Source organism: Pseudomonas sp. R3-52-08, from assembly GCF_003851745.1.
GTDB lineage: Bacteria > Pseudomonadota > Gammaproteobacteria > Pseudomonadales > Pseudomonadaceae > Aquipseudomonas.
Map to the genome: position 1 here is coordinate 2582828 of NZ_CP027730.1, position 14269 is coordinate 2597096.

The window sequence follows — 14269 nt, forward strand, 5'->3', positions numbered from 1 at the left end:
AATCGCGTGCAGGCTACCCGTTTGACCCTGATCTGCCATGCGGCCACGCCGTCGCAAAAACAGGCGCGCTTTGCCGATGACGAGTCGCTGGTCATGGACTGGCAGGGCGCGGCGTTGTCGTTGGCAGGCCACTATCCCAAGCCTGCGTGCCTGCTGTGCGGGCCGGAGACGCGAACCCGGCAGACGGCGGGTTTGTTCGGCGAACAGCCGCGCATCGAGCCGGCCCTGCGCGACGTCGACCTTGGGCACTGGAAAGGCCAGGCCCTGCGCGCGCTCGATAGTGCTGAACTCAACGCCTGGCTCACCGACAGCGCCCATGCGCCCCATGGCGGCGAATCGGTGGTGCAACTGTGCACGCGGGTCGGGCAGTGGATGAAGGCCTTGGAAAGCCAGCCCGGTCATGTGCTGGCGGTGACCCACCCCTTTGTGATCCGTGCCGCGCTGTTGTACGTCATGCAGTACCCGGCCTCAATGTTCTACCGGATCGACGTAGAACCACTGTCGCGCACCGAGCTGCGCTTCAACGCGGTCTGGCGCCTGCGCCTGGAAACTTATGCCTGAGCCCACGATCATGGCAAAATCCACGCCCCGCAATGAGAGCAACCCATGAAACGCATCCTGATCATCGGCATTGGCGCCGGCAACCCTGACTACATCACGATGCAGGCCGTGAAAGCGCTGAACCGCACCGACGTGTTTTTCCTGATGGACAAGGGCCAGAGCAAGGACAAGCTGATCGACCTGCGCCGTGAAATCTGCGAAACCTACATCACCAGGCCCGGCTACCGCTTCGTCGAGGCCGACTGCCCCGAGCGCGTGCGCGGTGATATCGACTACACCACCGCCGTTCGCGACCTCAACCGCGACAAGCAGCAGACCTTCGAGCGCATGATCAACGAGGACATGGCCGACGGCGAAGTGGGGGCGTTTCTGGCCTGGGGTGACCCGGCGTTGTACGACAGTACTATCCGCATTTTGCAGGCGATCCTTGCCGAGGGGCGCTGTGCATTCGAGTTTGAGGTGATTCCCGGTATTACCAGCGTGCAGGCCCTGGCGGCCCAGCATAAGGTGGCGTTGAACCGTATCGGCAAGTCCATTGAAATCACCACCGGGCGCCGCCTGGCGGCGGGGCAGGCGAGTGATGCCGACACCCTGGTGGTGATGCTCGATGCCGAAGATTCCTACCGCAGCGTGGCGGATCAGGACCTGGATATCTATTGGGGCGCCTACCTGGGCACGCCGGATGAAATCCTGATCAGCGGCAAAGTTAGCGAGGTCGCGGACGAAATCCAACGGGCGCGCAAGGCCGCGCGACTCGCCAATGGCTGGATCATGGACACCTATTTGTTGCGCAAACCCTGAGGGATAGACCCCATGCTCAAACTGCTCGCTCTCGCGCTGGCCTTGCTGGCCGGTGTCGCCCATGCGGACTCCGATCTGCATACCGACCTGCCGTTGTCGTACCTGGAGCAAACCCAGGGCGATGCACGCAACCAACCGCTGGTGATTTTCCTGCATGGCTTTGGTAGCAACGAGGAAGACCTGTTCGGTATCAAGGATGCGCTGCCTTCCACCTGGACCTACCTGTCGGTGCGCGCGCCGATGCCGGTGGAGCCGCATGGCTATCGCTGGTTTACCAAGACCCCCGGTGACGGTGATTACGATGGGGTGACGGCTGATCTGCAAAGCAGCGCCAGGCTGCTCGAAGACTTTGTGGCCAAGGCCACCGCCAAGTACCACACCCAGAGTGATCGTGTGTTTCTGGTCGGGTTCAGCCAGGGGGCGATCATGTCCTATGAGGTGGGCTTGCGCAGGCCCGAGCTGCTGCGTGGTATAGCGGCCCTGAGCGGCAGCGTGTTGCCGGTGCTCAAGGCCGAGCTCAAGCCGAATGAAGCGTTGGACAAGCTGGCGATCTTTATCGGCCATGGCACGTTGGATCAGGCGCTGCCTTATGTTTCCGGAACGCGGGCCAACGAGGTGCTGGAAGGGATTGGCTTGAAGCCGCAGTTTCACGGGTATCCGGGGATGAACCATACAATCAGCGAGGCGGAAATCCAGGACCTGAAGGCTTGGCTGGAGAAGAGCCTGCGGTAAACACCGTAAAAAATGTGGGAGGGGGCTTGCTCCCGATGGCGGTATTTCAGTCACAGATGTATCGACTGATTCACCGCTATCGGGAGCAAGCCCCCTCCCACATTGGTTTTATGTCGCTTGGGAGGTTGGCTTACTTGCCACCAGTAATCTGCTTCACCAGCGCGGCATGCCCCTTCACATCATCCGCTCGCGAAATCGCTTGGATCACCAGCAGGTGATTGCCCGAGCCAGCCAGGAACGTGGAGTTCAGGGTCTTGCCGCCGCCTTGGGTGGCGGTGCTGTCGACCTGGCGCAGGCCAAGGCCCTTGAAGGTCAGTTTTTTCTCGCCGAGTTTCTTGAAGTCGGGCAGGGCGGCGCTCTGGTTCTTGACGAAATCGCTCACGGCGCCATCGAGAAATTTGGCGTCGTTGTCCTGGATTGACACCCCATCGTTACGCACGGTTTCGGCGACGATCACCACACTTTTCGTGGTTGCGTTGGCGTACAGGGTGCCTTGGGTATCGGCGGTGCCGTCTTCAGCCTTGCCGGAGGGCAGGGCGTCGGCGGTGTAGGCCTTGGGCAGGCTGAAGGTGAACTTGCCGCCCAGGGTGGAGAGCGTTTGCGTGGCCGGTTTGGCGGCGGCGAACACGCTGCTGGCGGTAAGCGCGAGGGCCAGCAGCACTGCAGTCTTGGTGAAGGTGGCCATGAAGCGCTCCAGAGATGAACGAAATTGCGGCGTATTCTGTCAGAAAATTCGCAATATCGTTCATCTGCAGCCTCACACCTTGTCGGACTCTTCCTGAAGCCGGTCCATCTCAAACAAGCGCGCCAGTTCTGCACGGGCTTCCTGGGCGGTCTGCATGACTTTGGCCGCATCGTCGTACACCGCATGCTGGGCGGCGAGGACTTGCTGGTCGTGGGCCCTGAAGCGGTCGATGCGCGCGTCGGCCTGGGCCTGGCTCAGACCAAGGCCGACCAGGGTACGGCGGCTCATCTCCAGGCTTGAGTAAAAGGTTTCACGCACCGGTGAGGCGTCCAGGTCCACCAAGCGGTGAACGTGCTGGCGGTTACGCGCGCGGGCGATGATCTTCATGTGTGGGTAGAGGTTGCGCACCAGTTCGGCGGTCTTGATGTTGATCTGCGGATCATCCATGGCGATCACAAAGAACTCCGCCTGGTCGACCTTGGCCGCGTGGAGGATTTCCGGGCGTTGCGGGTCACCGTAGAACACCGGCATACCGCCAAAACTGCGGGTCAGTTCGATGGTTTCCACCGAGGTGTCGAGGGCGATGAACGAGATGTTCTGTGCGCGCAGGATTCGCGCAACGATCTGGCCCATCCGGCCCATGCCGGCAATCACCACACGCGGCGCGTCGCCTTCGATAGCGCGGTACTCCTCGGGCACGTCCACCGGCTTGGCCTTGGACTTGAACAGCTTCGGGCACACCAACAGCAGCAGCGGGGTCACGGCCATGGACAGGGTGATGGTCAACACCAGCACATCGTAAAGGTGCGGTTCGAACAGGCCCTGGTCGCGGCCGATCTTGAACACCACGAAGGCGAACTCACCTCCCGCCGCCAACACCACGCCCAGGCGCAGGGCGCTTTCACGATTGAGTTCGCCCACCATGCGCCCCACGGCGTAAAGCAGTGGCAGTTTCAAACCGATCAACAGCAAGGTCAGCCCGATCACCACCAGCGGTGTGCTGAGCAGCAGGCTGAGGTTGGCGCCCATGCCCACGCTGATAAAAAACAGCCCCAGCAGCAGGCCCTTGAACGGTTCGATCTGGGATTCCAGTTCGTGGCGGTATTCCGAGTCCGCCAGCAGCAGCCCGGCGAGGAACGCGCCGAGGGCCATGGACACGCCCACCAGCTCCATCAGCCAGGCGGTGCCGATCACCACCAGCAGCGCGGTGGCGGTGGAGACTTCACGCAGGCCGGTCTTGGCGACGATACGAAACACCGGACGCAGCAGGTAGCGCCCGCCGATGATCACCACGGCAATGCTACCGAGGATTTGCAAGACGTGTTGCACGCCCTGGGCTTCGCTGGTCGGATGATCGCTGCCGGCCAGCAGCGGCACCATGGCAATCAACGGGATCGCCGCGATGTCCTGGAACAACAGGATCGCGAAGGCCAGGCGCCCATGGGGTTGGTTGAGCTCCTTGCGCTCGGCCAGGCTTTGCAGGCCAAACGCGGTGGAGGACAGCGCCAGGCCCAGGCCCAGCACAATCGCGCTGTTCCAGGACTGGCCAAACAGCCACAGCGCCACCACGCCCATCACCAGCCCGGTCAGCAGCACCTGGGCCAGGCCGACACCGAATACCGCCTTGCGCATCACCCATAACCGTTTGGGCGAAAGCTCCAGGCCGATGATAAACAGCAACAGCACCACGCCCAGTTCAGAGAACTGCGCCACGCTTTGCGGGTTGCCGATCAGGCCCAGCACCGAGGGGCCGATGATCACCCCGGCGAACAGATAGCCCAGCACCGCGCCCAGTTGCAGACGCTTGGCCAACGGCACGGCCAGCACGGCGGCGAACAGGAACACCACGGCTGCTTGTAACAGGTTGCCTTCATGGGGCATTGCGAACTCCATTGTTTGCTTGAATCAGATGCTGACGCTTTCAAGGGCGAGGGAAAGGGCCCTATTAGAGCGTGTTTTCACATTTTGAAACTTGTATTTTTGATGCAGAGGTCAATGAATGTGGCTGTTATCTGGCGGATTTCGGCGGCTACGGATGTTTGCTTTTCGTGGAAGCTGAAGAATCTACAAACACTTTCTCCCAATGCTCGGCTGGCAGACTCGTCACCTCTGTACCTAAATTCATGCTCTTGAGTTTATATTCCTTGGGTGGCATATTTGCATGGTATGGGACATTGAATACACGGATGAATTCGGCGAGTGGTGGGGCAACTTGGGTGAGAAGGAGCAATCTTCGGTCGCTGCCAGCGTGGATCTGCTGGGCCTGCTCGGCCCGGGGCTTGGCTTTCCCCACAGCAGCGATATCAAGGGCTCTCGCCACGGCAATCTGCGCGAACTGCGTATACAGCACGCAGGTCGTCCCTATCGGGTGCTGTATGCCTTTGATCCCCGGCGCTGCGCAGTCCTGCTGATAGGTGGCGATAAAACCGCACAGCATCGTTGGTACGACGTGCACGTACCGGTGGCGGAAAAGCTGTATGACATCCATTTGAAAACATTGCGCAAAGAGGGCCTTACCCATGGCTAAAAAATTCGCTGATCTCAAGGCGCGCATGACTCCCGAGTCGCGTGCCGATGCCGAGCAGCTTTTTCAACAGCATCTGAGAGAGATGCCCCTGCATGAGCTGCGCAAGGCGCAGCAACTGAGCCAGGAAAGTCTGGCCAAGGCGTTGAATATCAATCAGGCGGCGGTCTCGAAAATGGAGCGTCGCACCGATATGTACATCAGCACATTGCGCGACTACATACGTGCGATGGGGGGAGAGCTGGAAATTATCGCGACGTTTCCCGATGGCCAGGTAAAAATCGACAACTTCGCTCGCTGAACCAGTCCGGCGTCGCGATGCCTGTGGTTTTCATCTCGGCTTGATTGGCTCTTTGTTACCATGGCCGCCCCTTGTCACCAGGAGTCACCGGCCCATGCAACAGCAGTGGGATGAAATGCACCGCACCCGCAAGCCTACGTTCGTCCTGTGTGGCGAGCCTCAGGGGGACGTGCTCAATCTCTATGTGCACGGTTATTCGGCGTTTTTCAGCCAGCAGCAGTTGGCCGGCTTCAAGGAACAACTGGCCGGCATTGAAGGCTCGACCAACCTGATGTTGTTCTGGCCGGCGGGGCACTTCCTGGAAAACCTGTTTGCCCCGTTCAAGGAGGTGATCGCTTCGATGCTCGGCGGCGGTGGCCTGGGCGCGGCGACGGTGGGTGTGGGCAAGGCGATCGCGTATTTTCTCGACCATTACAAAAGTGTCGAGGCGCGGGTCGATGAAGTGGCCAGGACCTTGCTGCCCGAGCTGGCGAGCTACCTGCACGCCGAATCGCTCCAGGTGCGGCAGATCAACCTGATCGGCCACTCCCTCGGCGCCCGGATCCTGGTCAAGAGTGTGCTGGCCAGCCCTGAAACCGCCCATGAACTGCCATTGAATAATGTGCTGCTGATGGGCGGGGCGATCTGTACGTCTACCCCTTGGGAGGCAGTGTCGGCACCGCTCAAGGGACGGCTGATCAATTGCTACTCGAGCAAGGACTGGGCACTGGCGATGAAGCCGGATACCGAGCGTTGCATCGGCCGCTATGCGATTGCGGTAACGCCCGCGCTCAAGGCCAAGGTCACCAACGTGCATCTGGCCAGTTTCGACCATGCCGCCTACTGGCCGCAGTTGCGTACGGTGGTGCAGTACACCGACCTGCTGCAGGAACGCCGTGGCCTGATCCGCGCCGACCTGCGCAGCAGTGAAGCGCGTTTTGCCGAAGAAGATCTCGATCTGTTTCCGATGCTGATGCAGGCGCGCCCGGATGAGCTGAAGTTTCTCGCCGAACTGATGGCGCAAAAGCGCAGTGCTTCGATTGATGCCAGCGTACGCGAACCGCGCAAGCTCGCCATCGAGTTGCAGCGCATGGGCGGCGACAGTTTCATGAACCTGGCCCGTGGCCACGGCGTGGCTTATCGCCAGATCGCCGAAGCGGTGGCGCAACGCTTAGGCATCAGGTTCGACGAGCCACTGGCCAGCGTGGCCCTGGCGGATATCGAAGCGCAGGTCGCGGAAAAACTCCTCAAGCAGTATCAGGACAACCTCAGCGGTGCCGACCGACAGGCGTTCGACGCCGAACTCAAGGCCGCGATGCAAAAAGAGCAAGGTGTGTTCAAGCGTCTCGACATGGGCCGTACGGCCACCACCGCCTTGAGCGGCACGGCATTGGCGGGGCTCACCGGGTTTATGCTGCGCCGCGGTGCCGCCACGGCGATTCCGGTGGTTGGCCAGGCGTTGGCGGCAGCGATGTTGCTGGTCAGCGGCGTACGGGCGTTTTCCGGCCCAGCGTATTCGATCACTACGTTGGCGGTGTTGGTGGTCGGCGTAATTCGCCAGCGCCTGGAACGTGAGGCGCTGAACCAGGAGCTGGACCTGGTGGTGCAGGTGGTTGAGGCATTTGACCTGCCCCGGGAGACGGTGATGCGCACCGTCGCGTCGGACTGCTAAGCTGGCGCCCTGACTTGTGTGTTTGCCTGGGATCCCGCGTGAAATTCAGCCTGCCGAAAATTGCTACCGCCCCTTTCTGCCCGCCGGAAGTGGCCGGCTCCGTTGTCGTTGATCCCAAGGCGTCGTTCTTCAAACGTGCGCTGATGTTCGCCGGCCCCGGCCTGTTGATTTCCATCGGCTACATGGACCCCGGCAACTGGGCGACCGCCATCGAAGCCGGGTCGCGCTACGGCTATAGCCTGTTATTCGTGGTGCTGCTGGCCAGCCTGGCGGGGATGGCGGTGCAGTGCCTGTGCTCGCGGCTGGGTATCGCCACCGGTAAAGACCTGGCGCAACTGTGCCGCGAGCGCTACAGCAAGCGCTCCGCGCGCACCCAATGGGTGTTGGCGGAAATTTCCATCATCGCCACCGACCTCGCCGAAGTGCTCGGCTGCGCCCTGGCATTTCACCTGCTGCTGGGTGTATCGCTGACCACCGGGATCGTCATCACCGCCTTCGACACGCTGTTGATCCTGGCCCTGCAGAACCGCGGTTTCCGCCGGCTGGAAGCGATCATGCTGGCGTTGGTCGCGACCATCGGTGTGTGTTTCTTCATTGAACTGGTGCTGATCAAACCCTACTGGCCGGACGTGCTCAGTGGCTTCACGCCCTCGCTGTCGGCCATCAGCGACGCCGCGCCGCTGTACTTGGCCATCGGCATCCTCGGTGCGACCGTGATGCCGCATAACCTCTACCTGCACACCTCGATTGTGCAGACCCGCCTGATCGGCAAGGACCTGGCCAGCAAACAGGACGCGGTCAAGCTTGCACGCATCGACACCATTGGCTCCCTGGCCTTGGCCCTGTTGGTCAATGCGGCGATCCTGGTGCTCGCCGCCGCAGCGTTCTACAAGACGGGCCATACCGACGTGGTGGAGATCCAGGACGCCTACCATCTGCTCGACCCGCTGGTGGGCGGTGCGTTCGCCAGCATCCTGTTCGGCATCGCCTTGCTGGCCTCGGGCCAGAGTTCGACCTTCACCGGTACGATTGCCGGGCAGGTGATCATGGAGGGTTACCTTAACCTGCGCATCCCCTGCTGGCAGCGCCGCCTGATCACCCGTGGGCTGGCGCTGATCCCGGCGTTCCTCGGCGTGTGGCTGATGGGCGACGACGCCATCGGCAAGCTGCTGATTCTCAGCCAGGTGGTGCTGAGCCTGCAGTTGCCCTTCGCGTTATACCCGCTGATCCGCATGACCGGCGACAAACAACTGATGGGCCCGTTCGTCAACCGGCTGCCGACGCGGTTGCTGGCGTGGTTTTTGTTTGCGGTGATCAGTGGGGCGAATGCGTGGTTGATTGGGCAGTGGGTGTTCTGACTCATCGATCCCAATACGGCACCGTCCCAAAACATTCCACAAAATAATCGATCACCGTGCGCACCTTCAGCGACAGCCTGCGGCTACCCGGCCACAACGCCGCGATCTGCTGGGGCTCCAGGGTGGTCGCCACTTCGTAATCGGTCAGCACCGCTTGCAAGGTGCCGGCGCGCAGGCCTTCACCGATCAGCCAGGAAGGAAACACCACCAGCCCCAGGCCCTGCTCGGCGGCGTGGGTCAGGGTGTCAGCGTGGTTGCCGGTGATCGGGCCCTTGACGCTGTAGGCGCTCCAGTCGCCGTGGTCGCGGCGGAAAAACCAGCGCTCCTGGCCTTTTATGCCCTTGTAGGCCAGGCACTGGTGGTTGACCAGTTCGTCGGGATGGCGCGGCGTGCCGTGCTGCGCCAGGTAGGCGGGGCTGGCGGCGAGGCGAAAGCGTTGCGGCGCGAAGATCCGCGCCTGCATGCTGGAATCATTGAGCACGCCAATACGAAACAACAGGTCAGTGCCGTCCTGCAGCGGGTCGACGAAGGTATCGGTCTGCTGGATGTCCAGTTGCAGCTTCGGATAGCGCCGGCACAGCTCCCCCAGCCACGGCGAAAGATGACGCTGGCCGAATACCATGGGCGCATTGATGCGCACCAGTCCGCTGGGTTCGCTGTCTTGTTCCTGCAGGGCCTGGCTCGCTGTTTCCAACTGCTCCAGCATCAGCCGCGCGTGTCGCCCGAGCAGGCGTCCGGCTTCGGTCGGGCTCACGGCACGGGTGTGGCGGTACAGCAGCTGCTGACCGAGGGCTTGTTCCATCAGCTGGATCTGCCGGGAAATGGACGAGGGCGCAAGGCCTTCGCGGCGTGCCACCTCAGAAAAACTGCCATGGTCCAGCACGGCGACGAACAGGCGCAGCGCCTTGAAACTCAGTTCATTCAAACCCTGCATCATGACTCCAGGCTGTGCGTTTTGCGCAAAGGTGTTGTCTGCATGCTGCCATTTATCGCACAGGCAAGCCACTGGATAATGCACGCCTGTTTTCTTCTTCAAGCGCAGGTGATGTATGCAGGCACATTCTATCGAGGGTACGGCGCAATCCCGGCCAAAGCGAAACGTTCTCCGGCTGCTGTTGTTGCCGTTGGTTATTCTCGCGGGCATGGGGCTGTCGGTCGAGGCCGGTTTGCTGGGGCCATTGGGTGTGCAGGTCGGGCATTTATGGGCGACCTTGAGCATCTTTGGCGTCGGCTCGGCGATCCTGTTCTTGCTGTTGCTGTTCAGCGGCCCACAAAAGGGCCCGGCCTTCACGCAACTGCCGCGCTGGCAGTTGATCGGCGGTTTCCTGGGGCCGATGTACGTAGTGGTGCTGACGCTGGCCACGCCCCATATCGGTGTGGCAATGACGATGATTGCGATCCTGTCCGGGCAGGTGGGCAAGAGTGTACTGATCGACCATTTCGGTTGGTTCGGCACGGCGCGCAAGCGGGTCAATGTAGAGCGCTGGATAGCCCTGGCGTTGATTGTGGCGGCACTTGTTCTGATTGCACGAGGGTAAGGCGATGAATCTGTTTGTGTTGTTGGTCGTGGTGGTCGCCGCAGGTGCGGTATTGAGCGTGCAGGCGGCCATCAACGGTCGCTTGGGGCAGACCGTTGGGGTATTGCGCAGCAGCCTGCTGACCTTTGCGGTCGGTGCGCTAACCACCGCGCTGTTGATATTTTTCTTCGAGCCCGCCCAGGCGGTCAGTTTGTTGGACGTGCCGAAGTGGCAACTGACCGGCGCTTTATTCGGCGTGGTGTACATGATGGTAATGGTCGGCGCGGTGCCGGTGGTCGGTACGGCGGTCGCCACGGTGGCGGTGATTGTGGGGCAATTAGGCATGGGCATGCTGATCGACAATTTCGGCTGGCTGGGCAACCCGGCGATCGAACTGTCCGGCAGCCGGATCGTCGCGATGCTGTGCCTGGCCCTGGCGCTGGTGTTCATGTATCGCAGCAATACGCGCCAGGCCGACTGACGGCGCTGAACCTTGGCGCCGCGCCTCGGGTCACTGTTTCAGGTGTGGCGTTCGCTGCACCGCGACGACCATGAAGAAGGAGTCTGACCATGCCGGATCAAACCTGTGCTTGCCCACACTGCAAATGCGTACTGGGCATCGACGCGGTCATGAAGGACGGGAAGGGCTATTGCTGCCAAGGCTGCGCCGAGCACCATGCGCACGGTGAACCCTGCGCTGCGGCGACGGGCTGCGAATGCGCCAAAGCGGCTGCCAACGCGAACTGAACCCTCCAATGTGGGAGGGGGCTTGCCCCCGATAGCGGTATGTCAGTCACTGCATCTGTGGCTGAAACACCGCTATCGGGAGCAAGCCCCCTCCCACATTTTGCTCTACATCAGGCTTCTGGAACGCCTTTTTCCCAGGTCGACCAGTTGTTCAGGATCGCCTGTACCAGCGGATTGCCCGTGCGGTACAGATTCTCCAATGCCGGTACGAAACCGCCTTGATCGGCATACTTGAGCAGGTTGTCCACTTCGCTGTAGCCCGGATACGGGCGGTCAAAATCGGAACCGGCACGCACCACGGCCAGGCGCTGGATATCCACCAAGCCTTCACGGCTGGCGCGCAGCAGCGCTTCGTAGGTGGAGTTGTCTTCCTGTTGGGTGGTGCAGTATTCGCCCTTGTTGTCCGTGAGCAGTTTGGTCCACACTTCGGCGCGCTCGCTCAGGCGCGTACCGGAGAACCAGGTGTTGCCGGCCAGGGTGTCGCAGCGGGTGACTTGCGGCGGCTGGTTGGCCGGCGCGGCGGGGTAGTGCTTGCGCCAGGCGGCGGATTCCTTGCTTTCCGTCAGCTCCACCTTGTGCGACAAGGCGAATGCCTTGGCTTGCAGCTTGGGGTTGAGCTCGAACACTTCAGTCTTGTAGTCCAGCGGCGGTTTTTCATTGGGCCCCTTGGTGTTGATGCCGATATAACCGGTCGGCCACTCCTTGGGTGCATCCCGTGAATCCAACTCCCACTGGGTACCGAATTCCACCAGGTAATGCGCCCAGGCGGCGGTACCAATGGTGCCGTGCTTGGGGCTGATACCGGCGATCCCGGCGATCAGGAAATAACTCTGGCGCAGGTCGAACTTGGGCGACAAGGCCAGGGCCAGGGTCGAGGCGGCGGCGTTGGTCTGGCCCATGCCAGTGACCAGCAGGCACACGTCCTGGGTGTTGCAGCGAATCACCGGGTATTCGGCGGACAGGCCCGGCACGCGCACTTGCTGCTTGAGTTCCAGGCGGTCGATCCAGGTTTGCGCCTCGGGGGCGAACATGGTGATCAGCATGACCTTGGGTTTGATCGGCGCGGCGTTGTCTGCCAGCACCAGGTGGGGCAGCAGGGCAAGGCCCATGGCCAGCGAGAGGCGGGTAAAGGTATTCATCTGCAGCTCCTTGATCAGAATTGGTAGCCCACGCCGGCGTAGTAACCCCAGCCGTCGGAGCGGGCGCGGAAGTTGCCTTCACCGAAATTCAACTCGCTGCCATCCTCCCAGTTGCCGCCGTTATGAAAGTAACGGCCGACCAGGGTGAAACGCAGGTGCGTGAACGAGTACAGCAACACGTTGGTGGCTACCAGGGAATTGGCGGTGCGCGCCGGGTTGTCCTTGTGCAGGTCCGAGCCGAAATCATAGTTGGTGAAGCCGATGTAGGTCAGCGAGGCGCCATTGTCGAATTTGCCGATGGGCACGATGTATTTCATCTGCGCGCGGTAGCCGTCCCAGGAATATTCATTGCTGGCGCCGTAGTTTTCCCACTGGTAACGCCCGTAGAAGTTCGCCGACAGGTTGACCCGCGAGTGGGTGTCGATATCGGTGCCAAGGCCGCTGTACAGGGTGTTGGCGCGGTTCTCCTTGTTGCTGCCGTGGTCGTAGATCCAGTCGAACGCCACATACCATTCCTTGAACGGTCCGATCGCCAGGCTGCGGCCAGCGAGGTAGTCGATGGAGATTCGCGGCTCATGCTCCATGAACACGGGCGAGCCATGGTCCCAGGCGCCTTTGTCATTGCTATTGCCGATGCCGAGGATCTTCGGCACATCGATGTAGCCGTACAGCTCGAACGGCCCCTTGCGGCCGAAATACTCGTACTCCAGGTAAACGTCATCCTGCGGTTTTGGGCCGAAGCTGATGTCCTTGCTGCCGATCAGCGTCAGGTCCTGGTTGAACCATTCCGACAGGTAGGCGCCTTTTTTCGCCGGCGGGTTGGCCTCGGGACTGAGGGTTTCGCCCTGTGCTGAGTCATCGGCGGGTTTGTCCTGCGCCAAAATGGGTGCACTGAGTACTCCCGTAACGGCGGCCAGTAGCAAGGAAACACCAAAGCAAGCGCGAGGCGTTGAGGTGGGGTGCATTGAAAATCCCTATTCGTACGCGGTTTGAACCCGATTGCACGGGTGGAGTGAACCTGGTGGCCAAGTTCGTTCCGCAAACGTTTGCACAGGCTGTACCAACTTTGCTCAATCGTCTGAAAGGCCTGCAAAAAAGCCTGATTAGTCGTCTTTATGGTCAGAAATGACTGGGTGTCATTTTTTCCAGATGATTGCCGGTCTCGCGCCGATACTCACTCGGTGTCTGGTTCATCTCGATGCGAAAGTGCCGGTTGAAATTGGACAGGTTCGCGTAGCCGACTTCGAAGCAAATATCCGCCACTGACATATCGCTTTGCAGCAATAACCGGCAGGCGCGCTGCACGCGGAATTTGCGCATCAGCTCGATAAAGCCATGGCCGGTCGTGCGTTTGAAGAAACGCGAGAAACCCGGTTCGCTCATGTCCAGTTGCCGGGCGATGTCTGACAGGCGCACCTCGCCGCCGAGTTCACGCATCAGGTAGGCGAAGGCCTTGTTGATGCGTTCGGCACTGCGCGGGTCCAGGGTCGGCGCGTAGCGCGGGCTGGCCAGCACCTTGAACTGGCGGGGCGGGGCGTTCTTGAGGGTGTCGAGCAGTTGCAGGAACAGGATCAGCCGTTGCAGGCCCTGGGCGCTGCCGATGGCTTCCATCAACCGTGCCGCGTGCACCGCTGTTTCGCCGATGAACTCAAGGCCGCGTCGCGCGTGTTCGAACAGCGGCTGCAGATCGCCGAGTTCCGGCAGTGCCTTGCGCAAGGCGAGGAGGGCGGCGCCGTCGAACTGCAGCACCACGTCGCGACCGCTCAGGCACTCGCCGGGTGCCACGTCGCCAATCCAGTCGTGGGGCAGGTCGGGGCCGATCAAGGCGACATGCCCGGCACTGAATGCACCGATATAGTCGCCCGCCACCAGCTTGCCGCTGCCGTGGCGAATCAGGTGGATTTCGAACTCAGGATGATGGTTCCAGCGCGCCAGCTCAATCGGATAGTCGTGTTCGAACCAGCGAAAGCAGTGCTCCGGTTCGGGCAGGATCACTTCCAGTTCAGCAGGACGGTGCTCGAACAGCGGGGCGCGGATGGGCATGCGGCTGCCTCTTGTGCGTTGGATGCCCACCAAAATACCCGCCTCGGCAGGCATGGGCTACCCCCGGCGTCGCCCCACACTGATACTTTTTTGCGCCTGGGACACCGGTTAAAAAAGTATCGGTCGGGCATCCGCCAGGGGTTTGTGAGAAGCCGGCCCAAGCTGCTGTAATCGGCGCTCAACAACAAAAACAACCGGTGGACACCGCCA

General features: G+C 61.3%; 16 protein-coding genes. 10 read left to right on the forward strand and 6 right to left on the reverse strand.

Annotated elements, in window-relative coordinates; all coding sequences use genetic code 11:
• Window positions 1-6: 6 nt before the first annotated feature.
• Genes C4J91_RS11960 through C4J91_RS11970 form a run of 3 tightly spaced genes read left to right on the forward strand, consistent with a single transcriptional unit; the run spans window position 7 to window position 2094 of the window.
• Window positions 7-561 carry a histidine phosphatase family protein gene (locus C4J91_RS11960; protein WP_124362508.1) on the forward strand — a complete coding sequence of 185 codons (555 nt, stop codon included), beginning with the start codon at window positions 7-9 and terminating at the stop codon, window positions 559-561.
• A gap of 45 nt (window positions 562-606) precedes the next feature.
• Window positions 607-1362: a precorrin-6A synthase (deacetylating) gene (gene cobF / locus C4J91_RS11965; RefSeq protein ID WP_124362509.1), complete on the forward strand. Its 756-nt coding sequence runs from the start codon at window positions 607-609 to the stop codon at window positions 1360-1362.
• Window positions 1363-1374: 12 nt separating this feature from the next.
• Window positions 1375-2094: an alpha/beta hydrolase gene (locus C4J91_RS11970; RefSeq protein WP_124362510.1), complete on the forward strand. Its 720-nt coding sequence runs from the start codon at window positions 1375-1377 to the stop codon at window positions 2092-2094.
• A 130-nt stretch (window positions 2095-2224) separates the two neighbouring features.
• On the opposite strand, the gene C4J91_RS11975 is transcribed toward C4J91_RS11970, so the two are convergent.
• Complete coding sequence (locus C4J91_RS11975) at window positions 2225-2779, reverse strand: hypothetical protein (RefSeq protein WP_124362511.1); 555 nt, start codon at window positions 2777-2779, stop codon at window positions 2225-2227.
• A gap of 72 nt (window positions 2780-2851) precedes the next feature.
• Window positions 2852-4660, reverse strand: coding sequence for a monovalent cation:proton antiporter-2 (CPA2) family protein (locus tag C4J91_RS11980; RefSeq protein WP_124362512.1), 1809 nt, complete (start codon window positions 4658-4660; stop codon window positions 2852-2854).
• A 280-nt stretch (window positions 4661-4940) separates the two neighbouring features.
• Between C4J91_RS11980 and C4J91_RS11985 the strand changes: the two genes are divergently transcribed.
• From C4J91_RS11985 to C4J91_RS12000, 4 genes are all read left to right on the forward strand, one after another.
• Window positions 4941-5306 carry a type II toxin-antitoxin system RelE/ParE family toxin gene (locus C4J91_RS11985; RefSeq protein ID WP_124362513.1) on the forward strand — a complete coding sequence of 122 codons (366 nt, stop codon included), beginning with the start codon at window positions 4941-4943 and terminating at the stop codon, window positions 5304-5306.
• The gene (locus C4J91_RS11990; protein ID WP_124362514.1) at window positions 5299-5604 is read left to right on the forward strand and encodes an XRE family transcriptional regulator; all 306 of its coding nucleotides are present in this window, start codon (window positions 5299-5301) and stop codon (window positions 5602-5604) included. The genes C4J91_RS11985 and C4J91_RS11990 overlap by 8 nt, the downstream gene beginning before the upstream one ends.
• Before the next feature lie 94 nt (window positions 5605-5698).
• Complete coding sequence (locus C4J91_RS11995; RefSeq protein WP_124362515.1) at window positions 5699-7255, forward strand: DUF726 domain-containing protein; 1557 nt, start codon at window positions 5699-5701, stop codon at window positions 7253-7255.
• A gap of 38 nt (window positions 7256-7293) precedes the next feature.
• Window positions 7294-8613 carry an Nramp family divalent metal transporter gene (locus tag C4J91_RS12000; RefSeq protein ID WP_124362516.1) on the forward strand — a complete coding sequence of 440 codons (1320 nt, stop codon included), beginning with the start codon at window positions 7294-7296 and terminating at the stop codon, window positions 8611-8613.
• Window position 8614: 1 nt separating this feature from the next.
• Here the strand turns inward: C4J91_RS12000 and C4J91_RS12005 are convergent, their stop codons facing one another.
• The gene (locus C4J91_RS12005; RefSeq protein WP_124362517.1) at window positions 8615-9547 is read right to left on the reverse strand and encodes a LysR family transcriptional regulator; all 933 of its coding nucleotides are present in this window, start codon (window positions 9545-9547) and stop codon (window positions 8615-8617) included.
• Between the two features lie 115 nt (window positions 9548-9662).
• On the opposite strand from C4J91_RS12005, the gene C4J91_RS12010 reads away from it, so the two are divergent.
• From C4J91_RS12010 to C4J91_RS12020, 3 genes are all read left to right on the forward strand, one after another.
• Entirely contained in the window at window positions 9663-10151 is a 489-nt protein-coding gene (locus C4J91_RS12010; protein ID WP_124362518.1) for a DMT family transporter, read from the forward strand.
• A 4-nt stretch (window positions 10152-10155) separates the two neighbouring features.
• Window positions 10156-10611 carry a DMT family transporter gene (locus C4J91_RS12015; RefSeq protein WP_124362519.1) on the forward strand — a complete coding sequence of 152 codons (456 nt, stop codon included), beginning with the start codon at window positions 10156-10158 and terminating at the stop codon, window positions 10609-10611.
• Window positions 10612-10700: 89 nt separating this feature from the next.
• Window positions 10701-10877: a metallothionein gene (locus C4J91_RS12020; RefSeq protein WP_124362520.1), complete on the forward strand. Its 177-nt coding sequence runs from the start codon at window positions 10701-10703 to the stop codon at window positions 10875-10877.
• Window positions 10878-10987: 110 nt separating this feature from the next.
• Here the strand turns inward: C4J91_RS12020 and C4J91_RS12025 are convergent, their stop codons facing one another.
• From C4J91_RS12025 to C4J91_RS12035, 3 genes are all read right to left on the reverse strand, one after another.
• The gene (locus C4J91_RS12025; protein WP_124362521.1) at window positions 10988-12016 is read right to left on the reverse strand and encodes a purine nucleoside permease; all 1029 of its coding nucleotides are present in this window, start codon (window positions 12014-12016) and stop codon (window positions 10988-10990) included.
• 14 nt (window positions 12017-12030) lie between these two features.
• Window positions 12031-12981, reverse strand: a complete 951-nt coding sequence (locus C4J91_RS12030; protein WP_124362522.1) for a nucleoside-specific channel-forming protein Tsx — start codon at window positions 12979-12981, stop codon at window positions 12031-12033.
• Between the two features lie 154 nt (window positions 12982-13135).
• Entirely contained in the window at window positions 13136-14059 is a 924-nt protein-coding gene (locus C4J91_RS12035; protein WP_124362523.1) for an AraC family transcriptional regulator, read from the reverse strand.
• Between the last annotated feature and the right edge of the window lie 210 nt (window positions 14060-14269).

Coding starts and splice junctions, on each gene's coding strand:
- C4J91_RS12020 (WP_124362520.1), top strand. CDS start 10,701: ATGCCGGATCAAACCTGTGCTTGCCCACACTGCAAATGCGTACTGGGC.
- cobF (WP_124362509.1), top strand. CDS start 607: ATGAAACGCATCCTGATCATCGGCATTGGCGCCGGCAACCCTGACTAC.
- C4J91_RS11990 (WP_124362514.1), top strand. CDS start 5,299: ATGGCTAAAAAATTCGCTGATCTCAAGGCGCGCATGACTCCCGAGTCG.
- C4J91_RS11980 (WP_124362512.1), bottom strand. CDS start 4,660: ATGCCCCATGAAGGCAACCTGTTACAAGCAGCCGTGGTGTTCCTGTTC.
- C4J91_RS11985 (WP_124362513.1), top strand. CDS start 4,941: ATGGTATGGGACATTGAATACACGGATGAATTCGGCGAGTGGTGGGGC.
- C4J91_RS11975 (WP_124362511.1), bottom strand. CDS start 2,779: ATGGCCACCTTCACCAAGACTGCAGTGCTGCTGGCCCTCGCGCTTACC.
- C4J91_RS11995 (WP_124362515.1), top strand. CDS start 5,699: ATGCAACAGCAGTGGGATGAAATGCACCGCACCCGCAAGCCTACGTTC.
- C4J91_RS11970 (WP_124362510.1), top strand. CDS start 1,375: ATGCTCAAACTGCTCGCTCTCGCGCTGGCCTTGCTGGCCGGTGTCGCC.
- C4J91_RS12015 (WP_124362519.1), top strand. CDS start 10,156: ATGAATCTGTTTGTGTTGTTGGTCGTGGTGGTCGCCGCAGGTGCGGTA.
- C4J91_RS12035 (WP_124362523.1), bottom strand. CDS start 14,059: ATGCCCATCCGCGCCCCGCTGTTCGAGCACCGTCCTGCTGAACTGGAA.
- C4J91_RS12005 (WP_124362517.1), bottom strand. CDS start 9,547: ATGCAGGGTTTGAATGAACTGAGTTTCAAGGCGCTGCGCCTGTTCGTC.
- C4J91_RS12025 (WP_124362521.1), bottom strand. CDS start 12,016: ATGAATACCTTTACCCGCCTCTCGCTGGCCATGGGCCTTGCCCTGCTG.
- C4J91_RS12030 (WP_124362522.1), bottom strand. CDS start 12,981: ATGCACCCCACCTCAACGCCTCGCGCTTGCTTTGGTGTTTCCTTGCTA.
- C4J91_RS12010 (WP_124362518.1), top strand. CDS start 9,663: ATGCAGGCACATTCTATCGAGGGTACGGCGCAATCCCGGCCAAAGCGA.